This window comes from Sphingomonas glaciei (assembly GCF_023380025.1).
GTDB lineage: Bacteria > Pseudomonadota > Alphaproteobacteria > Sphingomonadales > Sphingomonadaceae > Sphingomicrobium > Sphingomicrobium glaciei.
Genome location: NZ_CP097253.1, coordinates 1,512,180 through 1,536,601 on the forward strand (window position 1 = coordinate 1,512,180; position 24,422 = coordinate 1,536,601).

At 65.8% G+C, this 24,422-nt stretch carries 23 protein-coding genes; 11 read left to right on the forward strand and 12 right to left on the reverse strand.

Annotated features, from left to right (window positions below; translation table 11 throughout):
- Positions 1-40 precede the first annotated feature (40 nt).
- A complete protein-coding gene (gene der, locus M1K48_RS07430) occupies positions 41-1,405 on the forward strand; it encodes a ribosome biogenesis GTPase Der (RefSeq protein WP_249453987.1) in 1,365 nt (454 codons plus the stop codon).
- Positions 1,406-1,452: 47 nt separating this feature from the next.
- Positions 1,453-1,899, forward strand: coding sequence for an Hpt domain-containing protein (locus M1K48_RS07435; protein ID WP_406696476.1), 447 nt, complete (start codon positions 1,453-1,455; stop codon positions 1,897-1,899).
- Here the strand turns inward: M1K48_RS07435 and M1K48_RS07440 are convergent.
- The 5 genes from M1K48_RS07440 to M1K48_RS07460 form a co-directional block, all read right to left on the reverse strand.
- Complete coding sequence (locus tag M1K48_RS07440) at positions 1,896-3,128, reverse strand: DUF418 domain-containing protein (RefSeq protein ID WP_249453989.1); 1,233 nt, start codon at positions 3,126-3,128, stop codon at positions 1,896-1,898. The genes M1K48_RS07435 and M1K48_RS07440 overlap by 4 nt on opposite strands.
- A 70-nt stretch (positions 3,129-3,198) precedes the next feature.
- Positions 3,199-3,681 carry a bacterioferritin gene (bfr, locus tag M1K48_RS07445; RefSeq protein ID WP_249453991.1) on the reverse strand — a complete coding sequence of 161 codons (483 nt, stop codon included), beginning with the start codon at positions 3,679-3,681 and terminating at the stop codon, positions 3,199-3,201.
- Positions 3,682-3,747: 66 nt separating this feature from the next.
- Positions 3,748-3,945 carry a (2Fe-2S)-binding protein gene (locus M1K48_RS07450; protein ID WP_249505212.1) on the reverse strand — a complete coding sequence of 66 codons (198 nt, stop codon included), beginning with the start codon at positions 3,943-3,945 and terminating at the stop codon, positions 3,748-3,750.
- A 51-nt stretch (positions 3,946-3,996) separates the two neighbouring features.
- Positions 3,997-5,115, reverse strand: coding sequence for an acyl-CoA dehydrogenase family protein (locus M1K48_RS07455; RefSeq protein ID WP_249453993.1), 1,119 nt, complete (start codon positions 5,113-5,115; stop codon positions 3,997-3,999).
- A gap of 32 nt (positions 5,116-5,147) precedes the next feature.
- Entirely contained in the window at positions 5,148-6,305 is a 1,158-nt protein-coding gene (locus M1K48_RS07460) for an acyl-CoA dehydrogenase family protein (protein WP_249453995.1), read from the reverse strand.
- A 66-nt stretch (positions 6,306-6,371) separates the two neighbouring features.
- Between M1K48_RS07460 and M1K48_RS07465 the strand changes: the two genes are divergently transcribed.
- From M1K48_RS07465 to M1K48_RS07490, 6 genes are all read left to right on the forward strand, one after another.
- Entirely contained in the window at positions 6,372-7,628 is a 1,257-nt protein-coding gene (locus M1K48_RS07465; protein ID WP_249453997.1) for an acyl-CoA dehydrogenase family protein, read from the forward strand.
- Positions 7,629-7,717: 89 nt separating this feature from the next.
- The gene (locus M1K48_RS07470; RefSeq protein WP_249453999.1) at positions 7,718-8,497 is read left to right on the forward strand and encodes an SDR family NAD(P)-dependent oxidoreductase; all 780 of its coding nucleotides are present in this window, start codon (positions 7,718-7,720) and stop codon (positions 8,495-8,497) included.
- Positions 8,498-8,501: 4 nt separating this feature from the next.
- Complete coding sequence (locus M1K48_RS07475; RefSeq protein WP_249454001.1) at positions 8,502-9,281, forward strand: SDR family NAD(P)-dependent oxidoreductase; 780 nt, start codon at positions 8,502-8,504, stop codon at positions 9,279-9,281.
- A gap of 68 nt (positions 9,282-9,349) precedes the next feature.
- Positions 9,350-11,413 (forward strand): 3-hydroxyacyl-CoA dehydrogenase NAD-binding domain-containing protein, encoded by a 2,064-nt coding sequence (locus M1K48_RS07480; protein WP_249454003.1) that lies wholly within the window; start codon positions 9,350-9,352, stop codon positions 11,411-11,413.
- Positions 11,414-11,524: 111 nt separating this feature from the next.
- Positions 11,525-12,433: a hypothetical protein gene (locus M1K48_RS07485; protein ID WP_249454005.1), complete on the forward strand. Its 909-nt coding sequence runs from the start codon at positions 11,525-11,527 to the stop codon at positions 12,431-12,433.
- A 96-nt stretch (positions 12,434-12,529) separates the two neighbouring features.
- Complete coding sequence (locus M1K48_RS07490; RefSeq protein WP_249454007.1) at positions 12,530-13,411, forward strand: hypothetical protein; 882 nt, start codon at positions 12,530-12,532, stop codon at positions 13,409-13,411.
- Here M1K48_RS07490 and M1K48_RS07495 read toward each other — a convergent pair.
- The 4 genes from M1K48_RS07495 to M1K48_RS07510 all read right to left on the reverse strand — a co-directional run bounded on the left by M1K48_RS07495 (position 13,408) and on the right by M1K48_RS07510 (position 16,594).
- Positions 13,408-13,707: a PepSY domain-containing protein gene (locus M1K48_RS07495; RefSeq protein WP_249454009.1), complete on the reverse strand. Its 300-nt coding sequence runs from the start codon at positions 13,705-13,707 to the stop codon at positions 13,408-13,410. The genes M1K48_RS07490 and M1K48_RS07495 overlap by 4 nt on opposite strands.
- Positions 13,707-14,294 (reverse strand): protein-methionine-sulfoxide reductase heme-binding subunit MsrQ, encoded by a 588-nt coding sequence (locus M1K48_RS07500; protein ID WP_249454011.1) that lies wholly within the window; start codon positions 14,292-14,294, stop codon positions 13,707-13,709. The genes M1K48_RS07495 and M1K48_RS07500 overlap by 1 nt, the downstream gene beginning before the upstream one ends.
- Positions 14,295-14,354: 60 nt before the next feature.
- Positions 14,355-14,936 carry a L,D-transpeptidase family protein gene (locus M1K48_RS07505; protein ID WP_249454013.1) on the reverse strand — a complete coding sequence of 194 codons (582 nt, stop codon included), beginning with the start codon at positions 14,934-14,936 and terminating at the stop codon, positions 14,355-14,357.
- A 71-nt stretch (positions 14,937-15,007) separates the two neighbouring features.
- On the reverse strand, positions 15,008-16,594 hold the full coding sequence (locus tag M1K48_RS07510; RefSeq protein WP_249454015.1) for an FAD-dependent oxidoreductase: 1,587 nt from the start codon (positions 16,592-16,594) through the stop codon (positions 15,008-15,010).
- A 192-nt stretch (positions 16,595-16,786) separates the two neighbouring features.
- Between M1K48_RS07510 and M1K48_RS07515 the strand changes: the two genes are divergently transcribed.
- Positions 16,787-17,692: a DUF4394 domain-containing protein gene (locus M1K48_RS07515; RefSeq protein ID WP_249454017.1), complete on the forward strand. Its 906-nt coding sequence runs from the start codon at positions 16,787-16,789 to the stop codon at positions 17,690-17,692.
- 106 nt (positions 17,693-17,798) lie between these two features.
- Here the strand turns inward: M1K48_RS07515 and guaA are convergent, their stop codons facing one another.
- The gene (gene guaA / locus M1K48_RS07520) at positions 17,799-19,352 is read right to left on the reverse strand and encodes a glutamine-hydrolyzing GMP synthase (protein ID WP_249454019.1); all 1,554 of its coding nucleotides are present in this window, start codon (positions 19,350-19,352) and stop codon (positions 17,799-17,801) included.
- A gap of 94 nt (positions 19,353-19,446) precedes the next feature.
- On the reverse strand, positions 19,447-20,031 hold the full coding sequence (locus M1K48_RS07525; protein WP_249454021.1) for a hypothetical protein: 585 nt from the start codon (positions 20,029-20,031) through the stop codon (positions 19,447-19,449).
- Between the two features lie 273 nt (positions 20,032-20,304).
- Here M1K48_RS07525 and M1K48_RS07530 point away from each other — a divergent pair, with 273 nt between their 5' ends.
- Positions 20,305-20,862, forward strand: a complete 558-nt coding sequence (locus tag M1K48_RS07530) for a L,D-transpeptidase family protein (protein WP_249454023.1) — start codon at positions 20,305-20,307, stop codon at positions 20,860-20,862.
- Between the two features lie 55 nt (positions 20,863-20,917).
- On the opposite strand, the gene M1K48_RS07535 is transcribed toward M1K48_RS07530, so the two are convergent.
- Positions 20,918-23,098: a prolyl oligopeptidase family serine peptidase gene (locus tag M1K48_RS07535; protein ID WP_249454025.1), complete on the reverse strand. Its 2,181-nt coding sequence runs from the start codon at positions 23,096-23,098 to the stop codon at positions 20,918-20,920.
- 112 nt (positions 23,099-23,210) lie between these two features.
- Between M1K48_RS07535 and M1K48_RS07540 the strand changes: the two genes are divergently transcribed.
- On the forward strand, positions 23,211-24,419 hold the full coding sequence (locus M1K48_RS07540) for a M20 metallopeptidase family protein (RefSeq protein WP_249454027.1): 1,209 nt from the start codon (positions 23,211-23,213) through the stop codon (positions 24,417-24,419).
- Positions 24,420-24,422 lie beyond the last annotated feature (3 nt).

Sequence of the window (24,422 nt, forward strand, 5' to 3'; positions counted from 1 at the left end):
CAGGCTCGCATTGAGACAGGTCTTGGGCTAGGCGCACGCCATGCCCCAACCCATCGTTGCCATCGTCGGACGTCCCAACGTCGGCAAATCCACCCTATTCAATCGCCTCGTCGGCAAGCGCGTGGCGCTGGTCGACGATCGTCCGGGCGTGACCCGCGACCGGCGGATGGGCGACGGGCAGCTGCTCGGGCTCGAGTTCCAGGTGATGGACACCGCCGGTTTCGAGGACGAGGATCCGGCCAGCCTTCCGGGCCGGATGCGGCGCTCGACCGAAGCTGCGGTGCGCGAGGCTGACGCGGCGCTGTTCCTGATCGACGCGCGCGAAGGCGTCACCCCGCTCGACGAGGAGATCGCCCGCTGGTTGCGTCAGGAAGACACGCCGGTGATCGTCGCTGCCAACAAGGCCGAGGGACGGCAAGGCGAGAGCGGACGCTTGGAAGCCTTTTCGCTCGGCTTCGGTGAGCCGATCGCGCTCTCCGCCGAGCATGGCGAAGGTCTGGTCGACCTGTTCGAATCGCTCCGCCCGCATGTCGAGCGCGAGGAAGTGGAGGTCGAGGAGGTCGATCTCGAGGACCCGTTGCGTCCCCTGCATATGGCGGTGGTCGGACGTCCGAACGCGGGCAAGTCGACGCTGGTCAACAAGATGCTGGGCGAGGACCGGATGATCACCGGGCCCGAAGCCGGGATTACCCGCGATTCAATCAGCACCGACTGGGAGTGGACCTCGCCCGATGGTGAGACCCGCAAGGTCAAGCTGGTCGACACCGCGGGCCTGCGCAAGCGCGCCAAGGTCGACGACAAGCTCGAGTGGCTTTCGGCGCAGGACACCCGCCGCGCGATCGACATGGCCGAGGTCGTCGTGCTCCTGCTCGACGCCACCCGCGGGCTGGAAGTGCAGGACCTCAAGATCGCCAGCGCGGTGATCGAGGAAGGCCGGGCGCTGGTCGTCGCGGTCAACAAGTGGGACGTGGCCGAGCATGCCTCGTCCCTGTTCAACGGGATCAAGGCGGCGCTGGAAGAGGGCCTGAGCCAGCTCAAGGGCGTGCCGGTGCTGACCGTGTCGGCGGTGACCGGCAAGGGTATCGACCAATTGATCGGCGCGGCCTTCACCTTGCGCGAGGGCTGGAACCGGCGCGTGTCGACCGGCGAGCTCAACCGCTGGTTCGAGGGCGCGGTCGAGCAGAACCCGCCCCCGGCGCCAGGCGGCAAGCGGATCAAGCTGCGCTACATCACCCAGATCAAGTCGCGCCCGCCGACCTTCGTGGTGTTCGGGACCAGGGTCGACCAGCTGCCCGAAAGCTATCGCCGCTACCTGCTCAATTCGCTGCGCAAGCAGTTCGATCTGGGCGCCGTTCCTCTACGCATGACCCTGCGCGCGACCAAGAATCCGTTCGACCAAAAATAACCTCGCCTTTACTCCTCCGCAGCTAGACCCTCCGGATGCAGCATGAGGTGAACAACTTGCCCGAGGGTAGCGCCGACGTCGTCGACTGGGCGCATTTCGAGAAAGCGCGGGGCGAACTCGGCCCCGGGTTCATCCGCATCCTGTCCTATTTCCGCGAGGACGGGGTGAAGTCGGTCGCGGCGATCGAGCAGGCGATGCGCGAGGCGAACACCGTGGCGCTGGTGATGCCCGCCCACACCATCAAGGGCGAGGCCCGCCAGTTCGGGGCCGAGCCGCTGGCCAAGGCCGCCGAGCTGATCGAATCGACCGCCCGGCTGTGCATCGAAACCCAGCGGTTTCCGGATGAACTGGTCGCCGACGTGGTGAAGCTGCGCAGCTTGTTCGACCAGACGATCCAGCTGTTCGACCAGGCCACCAATCCTTTGCTCAGCCGCGGCGGCGGGGCCGGCGGGTTCGGCCGCAAGTCGGCCAATCAGGGCTTCGGCCGGATCTAGGCCCGGTCGAGCCGCCGCAGCGGTTCGACCCGCCAGTTGGTCAGGCTGCGCCAGGCCCATTCGAGCGGGCCGTAGCGGAAGCGCTCGAGCCACGGCTTGCTCCATAGCAGCATGACCGCCCAGGCGGCGATCACCACCAATAGCAGCTCCACGCGGCCGAGGCTGGCGTAAAGGCCAAGGCCCCACCCGTAGAAGATCCCCGTCATCACGATCGAGGTGCCGAGGTAGTTGCTGAACGCCGCGCGGCCGGCGGCGGCAATCCGCTCGACCAGCGGGCCGCCGTTGCGGGTCGCGAGGATGATCAGGCAGGCGAAGGCGGTGACCATCAGCGGGCGCACTGGCGCGGCCGCGGCGAAAGCCCACATGAATACGGCCGACGCCGCCCATTCCGAGCGGAACAGGAAGCGCAGGGCGACGAGATAGACCGGGAGCGCGACGGCGAGGCAGATCAGCGCCCACTTCAGCAGGCGGCGATTGTCCCATGCGCCGGTCAGCAGACCGGTCTTCAGTGCGGCCATGCCGAGCAGCATGTAGGCGAGCGTTTCCCACCCGAAGGCGAAGATTCCGACCACCGGGAATATGGCCTTCTCGGTAACCTGGTGATGGACGAGTGCGGTCCAGGGGCCTCGATAAAGGGCGATCGCCTCGGCCCGTCGCGCAGTGCTCGGCATGATCGTGTCGCGGGTCAGCTCTTCCCAGGACTTGAGCTGCTCGGGCGTCGCGGTACCTGCAAAAACGGGTCCCTGCAGGTCGAAAGAATAAAACGTCATGGCGGCGAAGATGGCGAACTGGACCGCGACAAGGATCACCGCCGTGACGATGAGTGCGCGGGGGCTGGCACTGCGGAAGGCGAGCGCAAGGAAGCCGATCGCCGCATAGGTGATGAGGATGTCGCCCCACCAGATGAGGAAGAAGTGGGCGGCCCCGAACAGCAGCAGCCAGAACAGGCGGCGGCGGACCCGGCCCAGCGCCATGGTCTCGCTCATCAGCAGCAGCGAGGCGCCAAACAGGAAGGAAAACAGCCCGCGCATCTTGCCGTCGAACAGCAGGAAATTGCCGGCATAGGCGAGTAGGTCGCCGGTGCGCACCGCCACGGTCTGCGCCAGCGGATTGAAATAAGCGGCAGGCACGTCGGCAAAGGCGACGATGTTCATCGCGAGGATGCCCATCACCGCGACGCCGCGCACGATGTCGAGGGTGGCGATGCGTTCGCCCGTACCGATTGTCATGCGCTGTCCCCTGCCCTTGCCGGCAGAAGGGCGGAAGGCGGTCCCCGGGTCAAGCCCGAGGAGACAAGGATCAGTGCGCTTCGGCCGCCTTGCTGTGAAGCTGGATGTAGTTCTGCAGGCCCATGCGGGCGATCATCTCGAACTGGGTTTCGAGGAAGTCGATATGCCCCTCCTCGTCGCGCAGCACTTCGACGAACAGGTCGCGGCTGACATAGTCGCGGATCGAATCGCAATATTCCGCGCCCTCGCGATACATCTTGGCGGCTTCATATTCCGCCTCGAGGTCGGCCTTGAGGATCTCCTCGACCGTTTCGCCAATCCGCAGCCGGCCGAGCATCTGGAAGTTGGGCAACCCTTCGAGGAAGAGGATGCGTTCCGCGAAGCGGTCGGCATGCTTCATCTCGTCGATGCTCTCATGCTTCTCGTAATCGGCGAGCTTATGCACCCCCCAATTGTCGAGCATGCGATAGTGCAGCCAATATTGATTGATGGCGGTCAGTTCCGCCTTGAGCGCTTCGTTGAGCAGCTCGATGACCTTGGGATCGCCCTTCATGGCTCCGCTTCTATCAAGGTTGCAGGATCAAACGAAGCGCGAACGACTTGCAAGAGTCGTTCGCAGTTAGGCGGCGACCTTGGCCGGATTGGCAGCGAGTGCGTCGCATTCTTCGGCGATGATCGCGCGAGCGAACGGAAGGCAGCTGCCGCACTTCACCTTGCATCCCTTGCGGGCATAGGCCTGGCCGACGCTGCAGGCGCCGGTGCGCGCGGCTTCCCGCACCTCGGTTTCGCGAATCGCGTTGCAGCAGCAGACGATCATGCTCATCTTGCTAATGGTAATGCGAAGCGTTCGCAAGTTGATTCGACGCGGTTAAGCCGCCTGCACCATCCGCGCATGGTAATTGGCATCGCCGAACAAGGCGTCGAGCACCTTTTCGCGCTTCATGTAGAGGCCGATGTCATGCTCGTCGGTCATGCCGATGCCGCCGTGCATCTGCACCGCTTCCTGCACCGCCAGCGCCGAGACGCGGCCGGCCTTGGCCTTGGCGACATGGGTCATCACCCCTGCCCGCTCGTCGCCACGGTCGAGCAGTTCGGCGGCCTTGAACGTCGCGGCGCGGGCGATCTCGATCTCACCGAATAGATGGGCAGCGCGGTGCTGGAGGACCTGGAACTCGCCGATCAGCTTTCCGAACTGCTTGCGCTGCTTGAGATAGTCGACCGTCATCGCCGAGGCGCCCGCTGCGACCCCGACCAGCTCGGCCGCTGCGCCGGTACGGCCGGCGCGCATCGCGCGGCGCAGCGGCTCCCAACCGCCGTCGACCTCGCCGATCACCGCATCGGCATCGATCTGGGTGCCTTCAAAGGTGATCCGTGCTGCCTTGCTGGCGTCGGCCAGCGCGACATTCTCGACCGTCATGCCGGCCGCGTCGCGAGGCACCGCGAACAGCGTAAGGCCCTTGCTCTCACCTGCCGAGCCGCCGGTACGCGCGGCGACAATCAGCAAGTCGGCCGACGCACCGTGGACCACGAACTGCTTGGAGCCCGACAGCGCGAAGCCGTTGCCCGAGCGCTTGGCCTCCAGCGCGATCTGGCGGGGGCGATGGTGCGGCCCCTCATCGATTGCGAAGGCCGCGATCGTGTCGCCCGACAGGATGCCCGGAAACCAGCGCTTGCCCTGCTCGCTGCCCTTCAGCGCCTCGACCGCGACGATCGACGTCGTCAGAAACGGGGAAGGCGTGAGGTTACGGCCGACTTCCTCCATCACCAGTGCGGCTTCAGTGGTGCCAAGGCCGAGACCGCCCTCTTCCTCCGGGATGGCGAGGCCGGTCAGGCCCAGCTCAGCCATCTGCTTCCACAGGCCGTGGCCGAACCCGTCCTTGCAGCCGATGTCGCGCCAGTGGCGCAGCTGCTTCTTGATGGTGCCCTCTTCGCCCATGAAGGTCCGAGTCATATCGGCGAGCTGGCGTTGGTCGTCGGTAAGGATCATTCGGGTGCTTTCGTTTTGTTCGTGTGCGCCGCTCAGGCTCCCGGCAGCCGCAGGATGTGCTTGGCGACGATCCCGAGCTGGACCTCGCTGGTACCGCCCTCGATCGAATTGGCTTTGGTCCGCAGCCATTCGCGCGCCGCCTTGCCGCCACGCGATCGCTCGCTGTCCCATTCGAGCGCATCCGATCCGCCCGCCGCCATGATCAGCTCGTGGCGCTTCTTGTTCAATTCGGTCCCGGCATATTTCATCATGCTGGGCATGGCGGGATGCGCCTCGCCGGCCTTCAATTGGTCGATGAAATGCTCGCTCATCGCGGCAAAGGCGAGTGCGTCGACGTCGAACAAGGCGACGTCGGCAGCCAGCACCGGATCGTCGATCTCGCCCAGGCTCTGCGCCAGGGTCCGGCTCGAGCCCGATCCGAGGCCCATGCCGCTGATCATCTCGCGCTCGTGGCCGAGGAGGTACTTGGCGACGTCCCAGCCCTTGTTGACCTCGCCGACGACCTGATCCTTGGGGACCTTCACATCGTCGAAGAAGGTCTCGCAGAAGGGCGAATAGCCGCTGATCAGCAGGATCGGCTTGGTCGAGACGCCTTCGCTCTCCATGTCGAACAACAGGAAGCTGATCCCGCCATGCTTGGTCTCGGTCGAGGTGCGGACCAGGCAGAAGATCCAGTCGGCCTGGTCGGCATAGCTGGTCCACACCTTCTGGCCGTTGACCAGCCAATGGTCGCCCATATCCTCGCACTTGGTCTGCAGACCGGCGAGGTCGGAGCCGGCGCCGGGTTCGGAATAGCCCTGGCACCAGCGGATCTCGCCGCGTGCGATCTCGGGCAGGAAGCGGCTCTTCTGCTCCTCGGTGCCATATTTGAGCAGCGCCGGCCCGAGCATCGAGATGCCGAAGCTCGAGAGCGGGCTGCGAGCACCGATTGCGCGCATTTCCTCTTTCAGCACCTTGGTCTCGGCCGCAGAAAGGCCACCACCGCCATAAGCCGCGGGCCAGTCGGGCACGGTCCAGCCCTTCTCGCCCATCACCCGCATCCAGCGTTCCTGCGCCTCGCTCTGGAACTTGAAATGGCGCCCGCCCCAGCAGGCGTCGTCCTCCGAACGCATCGGCGTGCGCATCTCAGCCGGGCAGTTCACTTCCAGCCAGGCGCGGGTGTCGGCGCGGAATTGAGCGAGATCACTCATGCACTTGTCTCCTCTTGGTCGCCGTCCTAGCGCATCCGTGAAACAAGAAAAGTGGAGAGCGCCCCAGTGGACTTCGACCTGACCGAAAGACAGTCCCACTTCCGCGACCGGGTTCGCGCCTTCATCGAGCGGCATGTCCGTCCCGCCGTTCCGGGCCTCGCCGCCGAACTCAACAGCGGGGACCGCTGGCATCACCTCGAAGGATTGGAGCCGCTCAAGGCCAAGGCCCGGGCCGAGGGGCTGTGGAACCTGTTCATGCCGCCAGGCGGCGCCTTGCAGCATGTCGACGAGAGCTTCGCCTTCGAGGGCGAGCAGCTGACCAACCTCGAATATGCTTTGTGCGCCGAGGAGATGGGCCGGGTCGGTTTCGCCTCGGAGGTGTTCAATTGCTCGGCGCCCGACACCGGCAACATGGAGGTGTTCCACCGCTACGGCACCCGCGAGCAGAAGGAGCAGTGGCTGGCGCCGCTGATGCGGGGCGAGATCCGCTCGGCCTTCCTGATGACCGAGCCAGGTGTCGCCAGCTCGGACGCGACCAACATCCAGTGCGAGATCCGCCGCGAGGGCGACGAATACGTCATCAACGGCAAGAAGTGGTGGAGTTCGGGTGCGGGCGATCCGCGCTGCAAGGTCGCGATCCTGATGGGCAAGACCAATCCCGAGGCGCGCAAGCATGCCCAGCAGTCGATGATCTTGGTGCCGATGGACGCCGCCGGGATCACGGTCGAGCGCGCGCTGACAGTTTATGGCTATGACGATGCGCCGCACGGGCACATGGAGATCAGGCTGGAGAACGTGCGAGTGCCGGTCGACAACCTGCTGCTGGGCGAAGGTCGCGGGTTCGAGATCGCGCAGGGGCGGCTGGGGCCGGGCCGCATCCACCATTGCATGCGCACCATCGGCGCGGCCGAGGAAGCGCTGGAGCTGATGGTCGGTCGCATCCAGTCGCGCACCGCGTTCGGCAAGCGGATCAGCGAGCATAGCGTGTGGGAACAGCGCGTCGCCGAGGCGCGGATCGAGATCGACTGCACCCGCCTGCTTTGCCTCAAGGCCGCGGACCTGATGGACAAGTCGGGCAACAAGGCGGCCAAGGCCGAAATCGCGATGATCAAGGTCAAGGCGCCGCGGATGGCGTTGAAGGTGATCGACGACGCGATCCAGGCGTTCGGCGGCGCTGGGGTCAGCCAGGATACCAGTCTGGCGCATAGCTGGGCCGGCATCCGCACGCTGCGGCTGGCCGACGGTCCGGACGAGGTGCACAACCGCTCCATCGCGCTGATGGAATATGGCAAGCACCCGCCGATCGATCCGCAGGTGCCTTGACCCGTCAGACCAGACTTCGTTCGTGCTGCGAAGTCGAAGCACGTTAGCGCAAGCGCCCTCGACTTCGCTCAGGGCGAACGGGAGAGTGGATGTTGACCTCGCTTTTCGACCTTACCGGCAAGACCGCCATCGTCACCGGTTCCTCGCGCGGGATCGGGCAGGCGATCGCCGAGGAAATGGCTGCGCACGGCGCCAACGTCGTGATCTCGAGCCGCAAGCAGGACGCCTGCGAGGAAGTGGCGGCGGCGATCAATCAGCGCGGCAAGGGTCGCGCGATAGCCATCGCCGCTTCGATCTCCGACAAGGAGGCGCTGCGCGAGCTGGTCGAGCGGACGCGGGCCGAGTTGGGGCCGATCGACGTGCTGGTCTGCAACGCCGCCTCCAATCCCTATTACGGGCCGATGGGCGGAATCAGCGACGATCAGTTCCGCAAGATCATGGACAACAACGTCCTGTCCAATCACTGGCTGACCAGCTTCGTCGCGCCCGAGATGGTGGAGCGCAAGTCGGGCTCGATCATCATCGTGTCGAGCGTCGGCGGGCTGACCAGCTCCACCGTGATCGGCGCCTACAATATCTCCAAGGCAGCCGACCTGCAGCTGGTCCGCAACCTGGCCGCGGAGTTCGGGCCGTCGAACGTCCGGGTCAACGCCATCGCTCCGGGGCTGGTGCGGACCGACTTCGCCAAGGCGCTGTGGGAAAATCCGGAGATCCTGAAGAGCGTGACCAAGGTCGCTGCGCTCAAACGCATCGGCGAGCCGCGCGAGATCGCCGGCGCAGCGCTGTTTCTGGCCAGCGAGGCAGGCAGCTTCGTTACCGGGCAGACCCTGGTGGTTGATGGCGGCAGCACCTTCGGCGCGGGGTTCTGAGGCGATGAGCGTCGAAAACGAGCACCGTCATCACCCGCGGCTTGAAGGCAAGGTCATCATCGTCACCGGGGCCGGCTCCGGCATCGGCAAGGCCAGCACCGAACTGTTCCTCAGGCATGGCGCGACAGTAATCGCTGCCGACCTCCACGGCGCGCAGCATGTCGCCGACGCCGGCCGCGAGGAAGATGTCGTGCGGCTGGTTGAGACCGCCAAGCACCAGCATGGCGCGCTGCACGGCTTCTTCGCCAATGCCGGGGTGTCGGGTGGGCTGGCCTCGATCTTTGAGCAAACGGTCGAGGATTGGGAGCAGATTCTGCGGGTCAATCTGATCGGACCGTTCCTGGCGATCAAGCATGCCGCGCCTTTGATCAAGGAGCAGGGCGGCGGATCGATCATCTGCACCGCCAGTGTCGCCGGCCTCCGCTCGGGCGCGGGCGGACCGGCCTATAGCGCCAGCAAGGCCGGGGTGATCAGCCTGGTCAAGACCGCCGCGCAGCAGCTGGCGGGGTCGAACGTGCGGGTGAATGCCATTTGCCCCGGCCTGATCGAGACCGGCATGACCGAATTCGTCTACGAGCGGGCGCGGGCCAAGGGGCAGGAGGACCGGCTTGGCCACCTCAACCCGCTGCGCCGCGGCGGGGTGCCGGACGAGATCGCCAAGGCGGCGCTGTTCCTGGCGTCGGACGAGAGCAGCTACGTCAACGGCCATGCGCTGGTGGTCGACGGCGGGCTGTCGAGCTCGCATCCGTTCAATCGCCAGGATTACGGGCGGACCGCGATCTAGCCCCTCTTTTCTTTCCCGGGCTCCTGCTTAGGGAGCTTGCTCACAACATTGTCAGCGAAGGACCCCCCATGACCTCGCCCATCAGTACCAGCCGCCACGGCCACGTCCTTGTCATCTCCTCCAACAACCCGCCGGTGAACGCGCTCGGCCATCCTGTCCGCGAAGGCCTGGTGAAGGGCATCGAGGAGGCCGACGGCGACGAGAACATCAAGGCGGTGGTGATCATCGGCGAGGGCGCGACCTTCTTCGCGGGCGCCGACATCAGCGAATTCGGGACGCCCAAGGCGTTCGCCCAGCCGATGCTGCCGCAGGTGGTCGACATCATCGAGAATTGCACCAAGCCCGTGGTCGCCGCGATCCACGGCACGGCACTCGGCGGCGGGCTCGAGGTGGCGCTGGCCTGCCACTATCGTGCGGCGGTGGCGTCGGCCAAGCTGGGTGTGCCGGAAGTGAAACTCGGCCTGCTGCCGGGTGCCGGCGGAACCCAGCGCCTGCCGCGCGTCGCGGGGGTCGAGAAGGCGCTTCAGATGACCACCAGCGGCAATCCGATCGGCGCGCAGGAGGCGTTCGAGATCGGGCTGGTCGACCGGATGATCGAAGGCGACCTGCTCCAGCACGCCGTCGCCTATGCGACCGAAGTCGCCGACATCCGCCCTGCCCCTAAATCGTCCGAGCGCCAGAACAAGATCGAGGAAGCCAGCCCCAGCGTCTTCGACGATTTCGTCGCCGCCAACCCGCGGGTGTTCAAGGGCTTCGACGCGCCGCGCAAGAACCTCGAAGCGGTCCGCGCCGCGACCCAGCACCCTTATGCCGAAGGCGTTGCCATGGAGCGCCAGCTGTTCATGGAGCTGATGAGCGGCACCCAGGCCAAGGCGCAGCAATATTTCTTCTTCGCCGAGCGCAAGGCGGCGAAGATCGAGGGAATCGATGAAAACGTGCGCCCGCGCGAGATCCGCAAGGTCGGCGTGATCGGAGCCGGCACCATGGGTGGCGGCATTTCGATGAACTTCCTGTCCGCTGGGATCCCGGTAACGATTGTGGAAACCAGCCAGGAAGCGCTCGACCGGGGCACGGGCGTCATGCTCAAGAATTATCAGGCGAGCGCCAAGAAGGGCCGCTTCACCGACGAGCAGGTCGGGCACATGATGGGTCTGCTCAACCCGACGCTCGACTTCGATGCGCTGGCCGACTGCGACCTCATCATCGAGGCGGTGTTCGAACAGATGGAGATCAAGAAGGACATCTTCGGCCGCTTGGACAAGATCGCCAAGCCGGGCGCGATCCTCGCGTCCAATACCAGCTACCTCAACGTCGACGAGATCGCCGCCGCGACCAGCCGCCCGCAGGACGTGGTCGGCCTGCACTTCTTCTCGCCCGCCAACGTCATGAAGCTGCTGGAAGTCGTGCGCGGGGCCAAGACCGCCGACGACGTGCTGGTCACCGCCATGGCGCTGGCCAAGAAGATCAAGAAGGTCGCGGTGGTGGCGGGCGTTTGCTACGGTTTCATCGGCAACCGCATGTTGATCCCGCGCCAGACCGAGGCGACCAAGCTGCTGCTGGAAGGCGCCACCCCGGCGCAGATCGACAAGGTCCATGTCGATTTCGGGATGCCGATGGGGCCATTCCAGATGGCCGACCTCGCCGGGGTCGACATCGGCTGGCACCGCGACGTTAACCGGATCGAGAACATCCGTGATGCGCTCTGCTCGGCCGACCGCTGGGGCCAGAAGAAGGCCGCCGGCTTCTACGATTATGACGAGAAGCGCCGCCCCTCGCCCAGCCCCAAGGTGCAGGAGATCATCGAGGAGTTTCGCGCCAAGGCCGGCGTCACCGCGCGCGAGATCAGCGACGAGGAAATCATCCAGCGCACGCTCTACACCATGGTCAACGAGGGGGCGAAAATCCTCGAGGAAGGCATGGCCCAGCGCGCGTCCGACATCGATGTGGTGTGGGTCTATGGCTATGGCTGGCCGGTCTATCGCGGCGGGCCGATGCATTGGGCCGACGCCGAGGGCGTGCAGAAGATCGTCGATGGGCTGAAGGCCGCAGCGCCGCACATGGGCGAGGATTTCTCCTTCTCGCAGCTGCTTCTCGACAAGGCGGCCAAGGGTGAGAAGTTCACCGGCCGCTAGCGTGTAAGTGGAGGCGGCTCGCAGCGGCAGCGTTGCTGGCCCCTCCTCTTTACAAATCATCACGATCCGAAGAACTTCGCCGGGCCAGGCAGGGCTGGCGGGGATTGCGGGATGATTGTCGATCAGGCTGTGCGTGAGGCCGAGCTGGCCTTTCTCAATGCACCTTTCACGGGCGAGGGCTGGCAACTCGCCATCCGCAATCTTGCGGAATCGACCGGAAGCTTTCTGGTGCAGATGTGCGGTGGCAGTCCGGCTCCTGCCCAGGACTTCAATATCTTCAGCCACGATCTTGGCGACCCGTATGGCCACCTGATCAATCCCGACCTCTACGGCCCGCAGAACTGGCGTCTAAACTCGGCCCTGCAGGCTCCGGGGAGCATCCAGTATGAGCAGCATTATGCGACCTACCGGGGGGCGCGAAAATGCGAATATTATGATGACGCGTCGAGCGATCTCGACCTGCGGTTCGGCTGCCAGTCGCCCTTGTTGTTCGACAATGCGGGGCTGATCGGACTGTGCCTCCTCCGCTCCGGTCGCGACGGTCCTTGCACGAGCGAGGTATTGGACGCTTTCTCCAGTGTCGCACGCCAGGCGCAACGGGCGGTGCGAGTCCAACTGGCGCTCGGCCAGGAGCAGGGCGAGACCATGCTGGAGGGGGTCGCGAGTTCGGGTGAAATGACCCTGCTGCTCGACGGTCAAGGCAGGCTGGTGGCGATGACGGAGGCCGCTGAAATCCTGTTCGACCACCCGGCCGGACTGCGCCTCGACGGGCTTTCGGTCCGGCTCTCCGACCGCGCGGAGGATCGGTCCCTCCAGGCGGCGGCGGGGCGCCTGCTCGCCAGCGACGGCGTGTGGGGGCCCGTCCTGCACGAGGCGGTTGCAGGGCGATGCGCGGCTGCACCGCAGGGACAATGGCGCTTGTTCCTGACCCGCCTGCCGGAAGGAACCGACCTGCTGCAGGTCGGTCCGCAACTGGCGCTGACGCTACGGCCCGCGGCTGGCACGGCGAGACTAGCCTGACGAACCTCTCGCCACTGGACAATTGATCCCTTTCGGCAGAAATCTGCGCCGTCGGGCGAGTCCGGCGGGGAAGCCGAGATGTTGGTAGATCGGACAGTGCGTGACGCCGAGTTGGCGTTCCTCAATGCGCCTTTCGAGGCTGACGGCTGGCTGACCGCCCTCCGACAGCTGTCGCACGCCACCGGAAGCGCCATCACCCAACTATGCGGCGGAGGCGCGGGGCCGGGCCTCACCTTCAACTACTTCAGCGAGGACCGCCACGATCCGCACGGGCACCTGGTCAATCCCCAGCTCTACGGACCGGAGAATTGGCGGATCAACTGCTCCACCGGCGTGGCCCGTTCGATCCAGTACGAACGCCATTATGCCGCCTATCGAAGCGCCAACCCCTGCGGCTTCTACGACGATGCGGTAAGCGACCTCGACCTGCCCTATGGCTGTCAGTCCCCGCTGATCTTCGAAGCCGACGGAGCGCTGGTCGGCCTGGCCCTGCTGCGCTCGAGTCGCGACGGCCCCTGCTCGCCCGAAGTAGTCGACTTCTTCGCCCAGGTCGCGCGGCAGGCCCACCGGGCGGTGCGGGTCGAGATCGCGCTCGGCCAGGCGCGGGGAGAGGACATGCTGGCGGGACTTGCGAGCAGCGGCGAGATGACCTTGCTGCTCGATCGCAATGGCCGGCTGGTGGCAATGACCGAATGGGCCGAGGCGATATTCGATGCCCCGTTCGGGCTCCGCCTCGACGGACTCGCCGTGCACCTCGCCGATCCGCGCGAGGACAACAGCTTCAAGGCCGCGATGATGCGACTGCTGGGCGGCGACGAGCTCGGCGGGCCGGTGGTCCACGAAGGCCGCGCCGGGCGCAGCGAGGAACGGCCGGACGGGCTGTGGCAACTGTTCCTGACCCGTCTCCCCAACAGGCACGACCTGCTGGGGGTGGAGGCGCAGCTGGCCCTGACCCTGCGCCCCCTGCTGCCCGCTTAATTGGCCTTGTAGAGCACTTCGCCGCGACGGCTGCTGAGCAGCATCTTGAAGCTGACGGGGTGGAAATAGGCCTCAACCCGGCGGCCCTGCGGATCGGTCCCGTAGACTTCGTAGCAGCCGCCATCGACCTTCGACTTGCGCACTTCCCAGCCGTCCTTCTTCAGCTTCGATTCGAGGCTGCCGAGGGTCTTCCAGCTCTTTTGCGGGGCGTTGCAGGTCATCTTGCCGGTGGCGGCGGCTGGGGTGGCGATCGCGGCCGAAAGGGCGGCGGCGGCAGTGAGAAGCAGGATACGCATCAGGCAAGACTCCGTGGTGTGGGTGAGGAAAACAGGCGCACCAGTCGCACGGCCTGAAGCAGGGCGAGCGGTACGAAGTGAAGGAGGGCGGCGGCAAGGCCGTCGTGGACCAGCGCCCAGTGGACGAGGGTCAGGATCGCCGCCGGATAGGCGAGCCGCTGGAGCCGCTTCCACCCGCCGCGGAGCGCGCGCATCGCGGCATCGTTGCTGGTAAGGCCGAGCGGCACGAGGATCGCCAGCGCGGCCCAGCCGGTCCAGATCGACGGCGCACCGACCTCCGCCAGCATTTCGGCGAGAGTGACCATGTCGAGCACGTAGGCCGCGGTATGAGCCAGCGCATAGAGAAAGCCCGCGACCCCGAGCGCGCGGCGATGACGGGCGAGGAAGCGCACGATCCGCGCCTGCGGCCACAGCTGCCTCAGCGGGGTGACCATCAGCGCAAGGATGATGAAGCGCGCCGACCATTCGCCCGTCGGGTGGAGCAGGTCGCCCGGATAGGCGTCGGGCGTGAGCGCGAAGCGGACCAGCGCAAGGGCCAGCGGCAGGGCCAGGATCAGCCAGAAGAGAGTGGAACGGCACGAGGTCACCGCCACTTGTTAGTTAAACTGCGAACGCTTCGCAATAGCAGAAACTGTGTGAGGCGGAGCCTACCCCTCGATCACCACCTCGGTGCCCATCTGGGTTAGGCCGTAGAGCTTCTTGGCGAATTCGACCGGCAGGCGAACGCAGCCGTGGCTGGCCGGGTAGCCGGGTAGCGCGCCGCCGTGAAAGGCGATGCCCATTTCGTCGTACATCTGCATGTAGGGCATCGGTGCATTGTCGTACTTGCGGCTGAAGCCCTTCACCTGCTTGCGAAACACCTTCCAGTAACCGAGCGGCGTTTCCTTGCCCTTCTTGCCCGACGAGATGGTGCTGACCCCGACCAGCTGGTCGCCCTTGTAGACGAACATCAGCTGCTGCATCCGATCGATCACCACCTTGGCCGGGGCCTCGGGGATGGTCGCGGCCCAATGATACTGGCCGGGCCGAAGCGCGACGGTACCGAACAGTGCCTTGGCCTGCTGGGTCGCCTTGGGCGCGTGGCCGTTGGTCCATTCGTACGGCAGCTGGGCGACAGCCGGCGCAGGGCGCGGCGCCTCGGTGACCTTGACCGGGGCGGTGGCGCAGCCGGCAAGCAGGGCGACGGCAAGCGCGAGAGGGGCAAGGCGAAGAGTCGGGGCGTGGTCCATGACGACTGCCTTGGCAATTGCCGAGGGGGCGTCAAGTCACCGGTATATCGGATGTTAAGCGGCGCCTGCCGCTATCCTCCGATGCCCGTGGCGGGTGGCGGGGGCGCGTTGACGTGGCTCCAGATGGCGCTGACCACTACCGACCCTTCACCGACGCTGGACGCTACCCGCTTGACCGACCCCGAACGGACGTCCCCGACCGCGAAGATCCCGGGGCAGGAGGTGGCGTAGCTGCTTGCGGCACCAACGTCGCTGCCGGTGCGGACAAAGCCCGCGCGGTCAAGCTCGACCAGGCCCGACAGCCAGCCGGTATTGGGCGCCGCGCCGATCATGATGAACAGCGCCCGGCAGCCGACGCTCCACTCCCCCTCGGGGCTCGACACGGTGACGTTCTCCAGGTGCTCGCCGCCGTAAAGCCGCGCCAGCTTGCTCCCGGTGTGGATCTCGATCCTTGGGTCCGCCTCCAGCCGTTCGCGCAGATAGGCACTCATCGTCTCGGCAAGGCCGGCGCCGCGGACCAGCACGTGCACCTTTCGCGCGACCCGCGACAGGTACATGGCGGCCTGGCCCGCGCTATTGCCGCCGCCGACCACGATCGCCTCGGTGTTCGTGCAGAAGCGCGCTTCCATCTCGGTCGCGGCATAATAGATGCCCGCGCCCTCGAAGCTTTCCAGTCGCTCAATCGGCAGCCGGCGATACTGTACCCCGGTCGCGACCAGCACGGCGCGGGTGCACAATTCCTCGCCGTCGTCGAGCGTGACGCAGAAGCCGTCGCCGCGCTCCACCAGCCCCTCGACCCGCCGCGGCATGGCGAAGCAGGTGCCGAACTTCATCGCCTGCACCTGCCCGCGAAAGGTCAGGTCCGCGCCCGAGATGCCGGTCGGAAAGCCCATGTAATTCTCGATCCGGCTGCTGGTCCCCGCCTGCCCGCCGATCGCATTGTCCTCTACCACCAAGGCCCGCAGCCCCTCGGACCCGGCATAGACGGCGGCGGCGACCCCGGCCGGTCCGGCACCGACGATGATCAGGTCGACCTCCTCCCCCGGTCGCGCCTTGAGATCGAGCCCGAAATGGCGGGCGATCATGCGCGGGGTGGGATCGGCAAGCTCGACGCCGTTGATGCTGACCCCCGCCGCCCCGTCGGCGAGTTCGCGGAACGGGAGGCGGTTGCGGCTGAGGAAGCTGGCGATCCGGGCGATCGCGGGGTCATGGCCCGAGCCCGAAACGAGGATCGAGCTGTCGCCTTCCTCGAAGATCCGGCGGCGGCGGGCGGCGAAGACGGTCAGGATATGATCGCCGATCTCGGGCACGTCGCTCATCAGCCGCAGCATGGCGGGACGCGGCACCTCGATCGTCCGGGTGTCGACCGCGGCGCGCATGGTCAGGGTCATCGGACCGCCGTTGAGGAACGCCAGTTCGCCCATGAACTGGCCGGGGTGAAGCGTGGCGTCGCGGATGCGTTCCCCGGTGACCGGGTCGGCGACCTCGATCTCGCCTTCTTCGACCAGCACAAAGCGATCCTGCGGTGCACCGGCGTCGAGCACTGCCTCTCCGGCGCGATAGCTTTGGGCGGATGCGATAGCGCGGATCGCCGCCATCTGATCGTCCGCGAACGGCCGCGGGGCCATGGTGTCGAGATCGCCGCCAATGGAGTCCATGACGGCGAATGTAATCACCCGGACTACAGAAGCCAGCAGCCTCCTTACGGCGCTGATAGGCACCGTTTCATCCGATGGCCGCAAAAAGTCTCTTGGGCCTCTGCATCCGAGACCCGCCCCAGAACGTAGTTAATTTCGGTTAACCCAGCGTTCACGCCCCCGTTGAACGTCACCCTCGAGGAAGGATGTTCCATGCGACACGTTTTTGCCGCTTCCCTGTTGATCACCGCATCACTCGCCGCTGCGCCGGCATCAGCCGAAACTGTATTCGGGCTGACCTCTTCGCGGATCGTCACCTTTGACACGAGCAGTCCCGGAACCGTCCTGTCGAGCAGCCCGATTACCGGTCTGACCGGCAACGTGTCGCTGCGCGGAATCGATTTCCGCCCGGCCGATGGCCAGCTGTATGCCCTTGGTACGAACGGCAACCTCTATCGTCTGACGCTTAACGGCAACACCTACCAGGCCGCCGACCTCGGTGCGCTTTCGACCCAGCCGCAAGGCAGTTCGTTCGGGTTCGACTTCAATCCCACGGTCGACCGGATCCGCGTCACCAGCGACACCAACCAGAACCTTCGGCTCAACCAGACCACGACGCCGCCGGGCGTGACCGTCGATGGCGCGATCACCCTGAACGGCAGCAGCAATGTCGACCTGCTGGGTTCGGCCTACACCAACAGTTTCGCCGAAGCGACCAGCACGACGTTGTATGGCCTTGACGCCTTTACCGATGCCCTGGTCCGTTCGACCGACGCCAATGCCGGTACCTATGTCAGCACCAACACCAGCGGAGTCGCGTTCGGCCCGCTCGGCGTGACCTTCGGTGCCACCGACCAGCTCGGTTTCGATATCTCGGGGATCACCAACGGCGCCTTCTTCAACCTCAACGACGGCTTCTACAGCGTCAATCTGACGACTGGAGCGGCCACCCGCATCGGGACCATCGGCGCCGGGAGCCTGATCGGCCTCTCGCTCGCTCCCGCGGCTGCCGTGCCCGAGCCCGGCACCTGGGCGATGATGCTGCTTGGCTTCGGCGCGATCGGAGCGACCATGCGTCGCCGTCGCTCGGTGACGGCCAAGCTGGCGCAAATGGCCTGAAATCAGAGGTAGCGAGCCCGCAGGTCCTGTTACCCCCTGCACCTGCGGGCTCGTTCAATGGGTCTGACGAGGCCGCAAGCGTCCCACGGATGCTTGCGGCCTCAGCTCATTCCCACTCGATCGTGCCGGGGGGCTTCGACGTATAATCGTAGACCACCCGGTTGATGCCGGCGACTTCGTTGACGATGCGGGTCGCGGTGCGGCCCAGGAACTCGGCGCTGAACGGATAGACGTCGGCGGTCATGCCATCGACGCTGGTCACCGCGCGCAGGGCGCAGACGCTGTCATAGGTGCGTGCGTCGCCCATTACGCCCACGGTGCGGACCGGCAGCAGCACCGCGAACGCCTGCCAGATCGCATCGTACAGCCCGGCATTGCGGATCTCCTCGAGGTAGATGCTGTCGGCCTTGCGCAGGATGTCGCATTTCTCCCGCGTGACCTCGCCCGGGATGCGGATGGCGAGGCCCGGCCCCGGGAACGGGTGACGGCCGACGAACGCCGGCGGAAGCCCAAGCTCGACCCCAAGCTCGCGCACCTCGTCCTTGAACAATTCGCGCAGCGGTTCGACCAGCTGCATGTTCATCCGCTCGGGCAAGCCACCGACGTTGTGGTGGCTCTTGATCGTCACCGACGGCCCGCCGGTGAAGCTGACGCTTTCGATCACGTCGGGGTAGAGCGTGCCCTGCGCGAGGAAATCGGCCCCGCCGATCTTCGCTGCCTCGGCCTCGAACACCTCGATGAAGGTCTTGCCGATGAACTTGCGCTTGGCCTCGGGGTCGGTGAGCCCGGCCAGACCCGACAGGAACAGCTCCTCGGCGCGGACATGGACCAGCGGGATGTTGTAATGGCCGCGGAACAGCGAGACGACCTCGTCGGCCTCGGCGGTGCGCATCAGGCCATGGTCGACGAACACGCAGGTCAGCTGCTCGCCAATCGCCTCGTGGATCAACACCGCGGCGACCGCGCTGTCGACCCCGCCCGACAGGCCGCAGATCACCCGCCCGGAGCCAACCTGTGCGCGGATGTCGGCGATCTTCTGGTCGCGATAGGCCGCCATCGACCATTCGCCCGAACAGCCGCAGATGTGCCGGGCGAAATTGGCCAGCAGCTTGCCGCCATCGGGGGTGTGGACCACCTCCGGGTGGAACATCAGGCTGTAGCGGCGGCGCTCCTCGTCGGTGGCGATGGCAAAGGGTGCGCCTTCCGATGCCGCGACGATCGAGAAGCCGGGCGCAAGGCTTTCGACCCGGTCTCCGTGGCTCATCCACACCTGGTGCCGCTCGCCGACCTGCCACAGGCCGTCGAACAGCGCCGACGGCGCCACTACCTCGATGAAGGCGCGGCCGAATTCCTTTTGGTCGGAAGTGACGACCTTGCCGCCCAGTTGCTGATGAAGGGTCTGCTGGCCGTAGCAGATGCCGAGCAGGGGAAGGCGGCTGTCGAACAGCACTTGCGGCGCGCGCGGTGAATCTTCCCACGTCACCGACGATGGCCCGCCCGAGAAGATGATGCCCTTGGGCTTCAAGCGCTCGAACGCTTCCTCGGCCGCGTTGAACGGGGCGATCTCGCAATAGACCCCCGCCTCACGGATGCGGCGGGCGATCAGCTGGGTCACCTGGCTGCCAAAGTCGATGATGAGCAGGGTTTCGGCCGGTTGCATGAGGCGGCTGGGCTCCGTTCGCGGACACAGGAAAAGGCGCCGAAGCCCTATGGCTCCGGCGCCTTCCTGTCCACCGCGGCGGACGTGTCAGCGGTTAGGCGCGATTGATCTTGAGATCGCTGATTCGGCCGTTCCGGTCGTATTTGCAGTCGAAGCGCACATTCGCTCCGGCCCGGTTGTAGCCGCCGCCATAGGGCTGGTTGTATGCACCGTAATAAGGCTGGCCGTAATTGCCCTGGTAGGCGCTGGCGCTGGCCAGACCATAGACGCGCATGTTGCCGTTACGGGTGCGGTTCACGCGATCGATCTGGACCACGCGATAGCCGCCGGCCTGGTTGTAGCCATAGCCCTGGTTGTAACCGCCATAGGCGCCCTGGTTGTAATAGCCGCCGCCGTAGCGACCGCCATTGATGCGCTGCTCGGCCGCGACCGCGCACTGCTGCACGGCGTAGCGTTCGAGGTCATAGTCGCTGCGCCCATAATAAGCGTTGCCGCCATAAGGGTTACCGCCGCGCAGGATGTTGCCGAGGATGGCGCCAGTGATCACGTCACCGAGGCCGCCGCCACCATAGCCGCCGTAACCGGGGTAATATTGGGCCGCGGCCGGGGTCGCCGCCGCGCCGAGGGAGATGGCCGCAACCGCAGCCGCACTCGTCAGGATCTTTGAAACAGCCTTCATGGCCACTGCCTCCTTTTCAAGACTCAGGCAGATTCTCGCCTGTTGCGGACCCTTGTGGACGAGGTCGACTGCATTGCTTCTGAATGCGTCGTTTTCCGCCGTTCACGTTGGTTGCCTGAGCGTTTCGATTGGAAGGGGTAACGACATCCGGAAAGAAATGTTGCAGTCCCAGAAATAAACACTTGACTTCGATACGGAAGTCATTTCGGCGCCATCGAAATTCGGAACCCGTGCTCCGCTATGTCGTTTAGCGGTCAAACGGAGTCTTGAAGAATGAAACGCTTAGCAACCTTGGCGGCAGCCATTGCCGTCGCGGTGGCGACCCCGTGCGCCGCCGTTTCATCGACCTCACTAGGGCCGGACGAGAGCCCAGCCGCGCTGATGGCCGCCTCGGTCGCGGTCGCCGAAGCCCGCGATCATGCCGCCGACGCGATCGCAGGCAAGCAATTGAAACCCGGCGGCTTCTGGTGGGCTTCCAATGCGCCGAGCGACGGCAACCTCGAAGTGGTGGTCAGCCTCGAGGACCAGCAGGCCTACGTCTATCGCGCCGGCGAATTGATCGGCGTGTCGACCATCTCGAGCGGCAAGCCCGGCAAGGACACGCCCCCGGGCATCTTCCCGATCCTCGAGAAGAAGAAGCTTCATCACAGCCGCAAGTATGACAATGCGCCGATGCCCTTCATGCAGCGGCTCGACCAATATGGCATCGCGCTGCATGCCGGCATGATTCCCGGACGTCCCGCCAGCCACGGCTGCGTGCGGTTGCCGAGCGCCTTTGCCGCCAAGCTGTTCGCGATGACCGAGATCGGCGACCGGGTGGTGATCGGTTGATGCCTTAGGCCGGCGAGGGTTTGCACCCCTTCCCTCGCCGGCCGACTGACTGGTCCTACTTGATCGGCAGACCCGTGAACTTCGCCATGAACGCGGTCACGTCGCTGGCTTCTTCGATGATCTTGTCGGTCGGCTTGCCCGAGCCGTGTCCGGCACGGGTCTCGATCCGAATCAGCTGCGGGTTGCCGGTCGGATGCGCATTCTGCAGCGCCGCGACATATTTGAAGCTGTGCCCCGGGACCACGCGATCATCGGTGTCAGCGGTGGTCACCAGGATCGCCGGATAGGACACGTTCGCCTTGACGTTGTGATAGGGCGAATAGGCCAGCAGGGTGCGGAAATCGGCTTCCTTGTTGGGGTAGCCATAATCGTCGACCCAGTAGCGCCCGGCGGTGAACCGGTCGAAGCGCAGCATGTCCATCACACCGACCGCCGGATTGGCCGCGGCGAACAGGTCGGGACGCTGGTTGACCACCGCACCAATCAACAGGCCGCCGTTGGAGCCGCCCTGGACCGCCAGGCCGCCCTTCGGCGTCACGCCCTGCGCGATCAGCGCTTCGCCCGCGCCGATGAAATCGTCGAACACATTCTGCTTGTTGGCGAGACGGCCGGCGTCGTGCCACGCCTTGCCATATTCGCCGCCGCCACGGATGTTCGCCAGCACATAGGCGCCGCCCTGTTCCAGCCACGCCAGGCGCGTCGCCGAGAAGCTTGGCGTCAGTGAGACGTTGAAGCCGCCATAGGCGTAGAGCAGCGTCGGCACCGGGCCGGTGATGCCCTTTTTGCGGACGATGAACATCGGCACGCGAGTGCCGTCCTTCGAGGCGAAGAAGCGCTGTTCGACGGCGAAGTCGTCGGGGTTGAACAGCAATTTGGGTTCGAACCAGGCGGTGCTGGCGTTCGACCCGACGTTGTAGCGGTAGATGGTGGTCGGGCGGTTGAAGCTGGCGAAGGAGAAGAAGGTCTCCGGATCGTCGAGATCGCCGGAGAAGCCGCCGGCAGTGCCGAGGCCCGGAAGCTCGATCACCCGCTCGCGCGCGCCGGTCAGGCTGTGGACCCGCACTTCGGTCGCCGCATCCTTGAGGTAGGAGGTGATGAGCTTTCCGCCGACCAGACTCGACCCGCTCAGCGTTTCGGCCTGCTCGGGCACGATCGTCCGCCGGTTGGGCCGCGCGGCGTTGACGTCGATCGCCACCACCTTGAGGCGGGGGGCGCCGTCGTTGGTCTGGAAATAATAGGTCGAGCCGCGATTGCCGATGTAGCTGTAATCGTGGGTGAAGCCGGGGATCAGCACGCGGCGGGTCGGCTTGGCCTTCTGCCAGTCGACCAACGTCACTTCATAGCGCTCGTCGGTGCCGCTGGACGAGGTCACCACCAGCGTCGAGCCATCGTCGCTGACGGTCGCGGTGTTGCTGAGTTCGGGCTTGTCGGGACGGTCGAACATCAGCCGGTCGGCGCTCTGCGGCTGGCCGAGGCGGTGGTAATAGACCGCCTGATTCTTGTTAAGCGACTGGAAGTCTTGGCCTTCGCGGCTTTCGGGGAAGCGCGAGTAGAAGAAGCCGCGATTGTCCTTGGACCAGCTGAGGCCGGAGAATTTCACCCACTTGATCTCGTCGGCGACGACCTTGCCGCTAGCGACGTCGAGCACCTTGAGCGTCCGCCAGTCCGACCCGCCATCCTGGATCGCGTAAAGGAGGTAGCGGCCGTCCTCGCTCGGCACCCATTCGGCCAGCGCGGTGGCGCCGTCGGTGCTGAAGCTGTTGGGGTCGATCAGCAGCCGCTCGGGGCCGTTGACGCTGTCGCGCACGTACAGCGGCGACTGGTTCTGCAGGCCCGTGTTCCGCTGGTAGAAGTAGCGGCTGCCCTTCTTCACCGGGTTTCCGACCCGCTCGTAATTGAACAGCTCGGTCATGCGCTTCTTGAGGATGTCGCGGCCGGGCAGCGTGTCGAGGAAGGCGTCGGTGACCTTGTTTTGTTCGGCCACCCAGGTCGCGACCGCCGGGTCCTTGCGGACGTCATTCTCGAGCCAACGATAAGGGTCGGCGACTGCGGTTCCGAACTGGGTGTCCACCACATCGCCGCGCGCGGTCTGCGGATAGGTCAGCGCAGCCGGCGCCGGAGCCGCCTCGACAACGGCGGGGGCCTCGGCTTGCGGCGGGGCGGGGAGCGGTCCGGCGGGCGGGGTGGTCGAGCAGGCGGCGATCGGAAGGGTCATTAGAATCAGGCTCTTACGCATGGGGGATCTCTACTCGATTACAAAGCGGCGAGACGCTAGCAGCGCGGCCGAAAGAGGCAAGCAAACACTCAGACGGCTTGCCTACTGTCAGGAACAGTAGCATCCGAGGCCCATGACCCTCGTCAACACCGACTTTCACGCCGCCGCCGAGGCCGAATATGACGCGATGGTTGCGCTCCGCCGCGCCATCCATGCCGATCCGGAGCTCGGGCTGCACTGCACCCGCACCACCGCAAAGCTGAAAGCCTCGCTCGACGGCCTCCCGCTGGAGATCCGCGACTCGAAAAGCACCAGCGGCTTCGTCGCCATCCTGCGCGGCGCGCGGCCCGGCCGCACCGTTCTGCTGCGCGGCGACATGGACGCGCTTCCGATCCATGAGGAGACGGGGCTCGAGTTCGCCAGCCAGACCGCCGGCAAGATGCATGCCTGCGGGCACGACAGCCATTCGGCGATGCTGTCGGCCGCCGCGCGCATCCTGTCGGCGCAGCAAGCCAGCCTTGAAGGCACGATCGTCTTCATGTTCCAGCCGGGCGAGGAAGGCCATCACGGCGCCCGCTTCATGATCGAGGACGGGCTGCTCGACGATCCGGCGCCCGATGGGGCCTTCGCGCTGCACATCTGGCCGACGCTGAAGGGCGGTCAGGTCACCAGCCGCGCCGGTGCCCTGCTCGCCTCGACCGACGCCTTGAACGCGACCATCCGCGGCCGCGGCGGCCATGCCGCCATGCCCTATCAGGCGCTCGACCCGATTCCCGTCGCCTGCGAGGCGGTCGGCGCGCTGCAGCAATGGATCGCTCGCTCGGTACCCTTTTTCGATGCGGCGGTGATTTCGATCACCCAGATCCAGGCCGGCACCGCCTATAACATCATCCCCGAGACGGTGGAGCTGAAGGGTACCCTGCGCACCCTGTCCGACACCCGCCGCGAGGCCGGACGCGCCGCGTTCGAGCATATCCTCAAGGGCGTCGCCGCGACCCACGGCTGCACGGCCGAGGTCCGCATCGACCAGGGCTATCCCGCCACCCGCAACGATCCCCGCGCGGTGACGATGGTCGAAGCGCTCAGCACCGACCTGTTCGGCGAAGGCAGCTTCGAGGAAATGGGCAGCCCGATCATGGGCGGCGAGGATTTCGCTTATGTCCTGCAAAAGATCCCGGGCTGCATGGCCTTCCTTGGCGTCGCGCCGGAGGGCCATGAGGATCCCGAAAGCCGCCCCTCACTCCACCACGCCCAAATGACGCTGGAGGAACAGTGGCTGAGCCGCGGAGTCGCGCTGCACTGCGCCTTTGCGACGCGTTTCCTCGCGCGCGGCTGGGAGTAAGCG

Coding starts and splice junctions, on each gene's coding strand:
- der (WP_249453987.1), top strand. CDS start 41: ATGCCCCAACCCATCGTTGCCATCGTCGGACGTCCCAACGTCGGCAAA.
- M1K48_RS07440 (WP_249453989.1), bottom strand. CDS start 3,128: ATGACAATCGGTACGGGCGAACGCATCGCCACCCTCGACATCGTGCGC.
- bfr (WP_249453991.1), bottom strand. CDS start 3,681: ATGAAGGGCGATCCCAAGGTCATCGAGCTGCTCAACGAAGCGCTCAAG.
- M1K48_RS07450 (WP_249505212.1), bottom strand. CDS start 3,945: ATGATCGTCTGCTGCTGCAACGCGATTCGCGAAACCGAGGTGCGGGAA.
- M1K48_RS07455 (WP_249453993.1), bottom strand. CDS start 5,115: ATGATCCTTACCGACGACCAACGCCAGCTCGCCGATATGACTCGGACC.
- M1K48_RS07460 (WP_249453995.1), bottom strand. CDS start 6,305: ATGAGTGATCTCGCTCAATTCCGCGCCGACACCCGCGCCTGGCTGGAA.
- M1K48_RS07470 (WP_249453999.1), top strand. CDS start 7,718: ATGTTGACCTCGCTTTTCGACCTTACCGGCAAGACCGCCATCGTCACC.
- M1K48_RS07475 (WP_249454001.1), top strand. CDS start 8,502: ATGAGCGTCGAAAACGAGCACCGTCATCACCCGCGGCTTGAAGGCAAG.
- M1K48_RS07480 (WP_249454003.1), top strand. CDS start 9,350: ATGACCTCGCCCATCAGTACCAGCCGCCACGGCCACGTCCTTGTCATC.
- M1K48_RS07485 (WP_249454005.1), top strand. CDS start 11,525: ATGATTGTCGATCAGGCTGTGCGTGAGGCCGAGCTGGCCTTTCTCAAT.
- M1K48_RS07495 (WP_249454009.1), bottom strand. CDS start 13,707: ATGCGTATCCTGCTTCTCACTGCCGCCGCCGCCCTTTCGGCCGCGATC.
- M1K48_RS07505 (WP_249454013.1), bottom strand. CDS start 14,936: ATGGACCACGCCCCGACTCTTCGCCTTGCCCCTCTCGCGCTTGCCGTC.
- M1K48_RS07510 (WP_249454015.1), bottom strand. CDS start 16,594: ATGGACTCCATTGGCGGCGATCTCGACACCATGGCCCCGCGGCCGTTC.
- M1K48_RS07515 (WP_249454017.1), top strand. CDS start 16,787: ATGCGACACGTTTTTGCCGCTTCCCTGTTGATCACCGCATCACTCGCC.
- guaA (WP_249454019.1), bottom strand. CDS start 19,352: ATGCAACCGGCCGAAACCCTGCTCATCATCGACTTTGGCAGCCAGGTG.
- M1K48_RS07525 (WP_249454021.1), bottom strand. CDS start 20,031: ATGAAGGCTGTTTCAAAGATCCTGACGAGTGCGGCTGCGGTTGCGGCC.
- M1K48_RS07530 (WP_249454023.1), top strand. CDS start 20,305: ATGAAACGCTTAGCAACCTTGGCGGCAGCCATTGCCGTCGCGGTGGCG.
- M1K48_RS07535 (WP_249454025.1), bottom strand. CDS start 23,098: ATGCGTAAGAGCCTGATTCTAATGACCCTTCCGATCGCCGCCTGCTCG.
- M1K48_RS07540 (WP_249454027.1), top strand. CDS start 23,211: ATGACCCTCGTCAACACCGACTTTCACGCCGCCGCCGAGGCCGAATAT.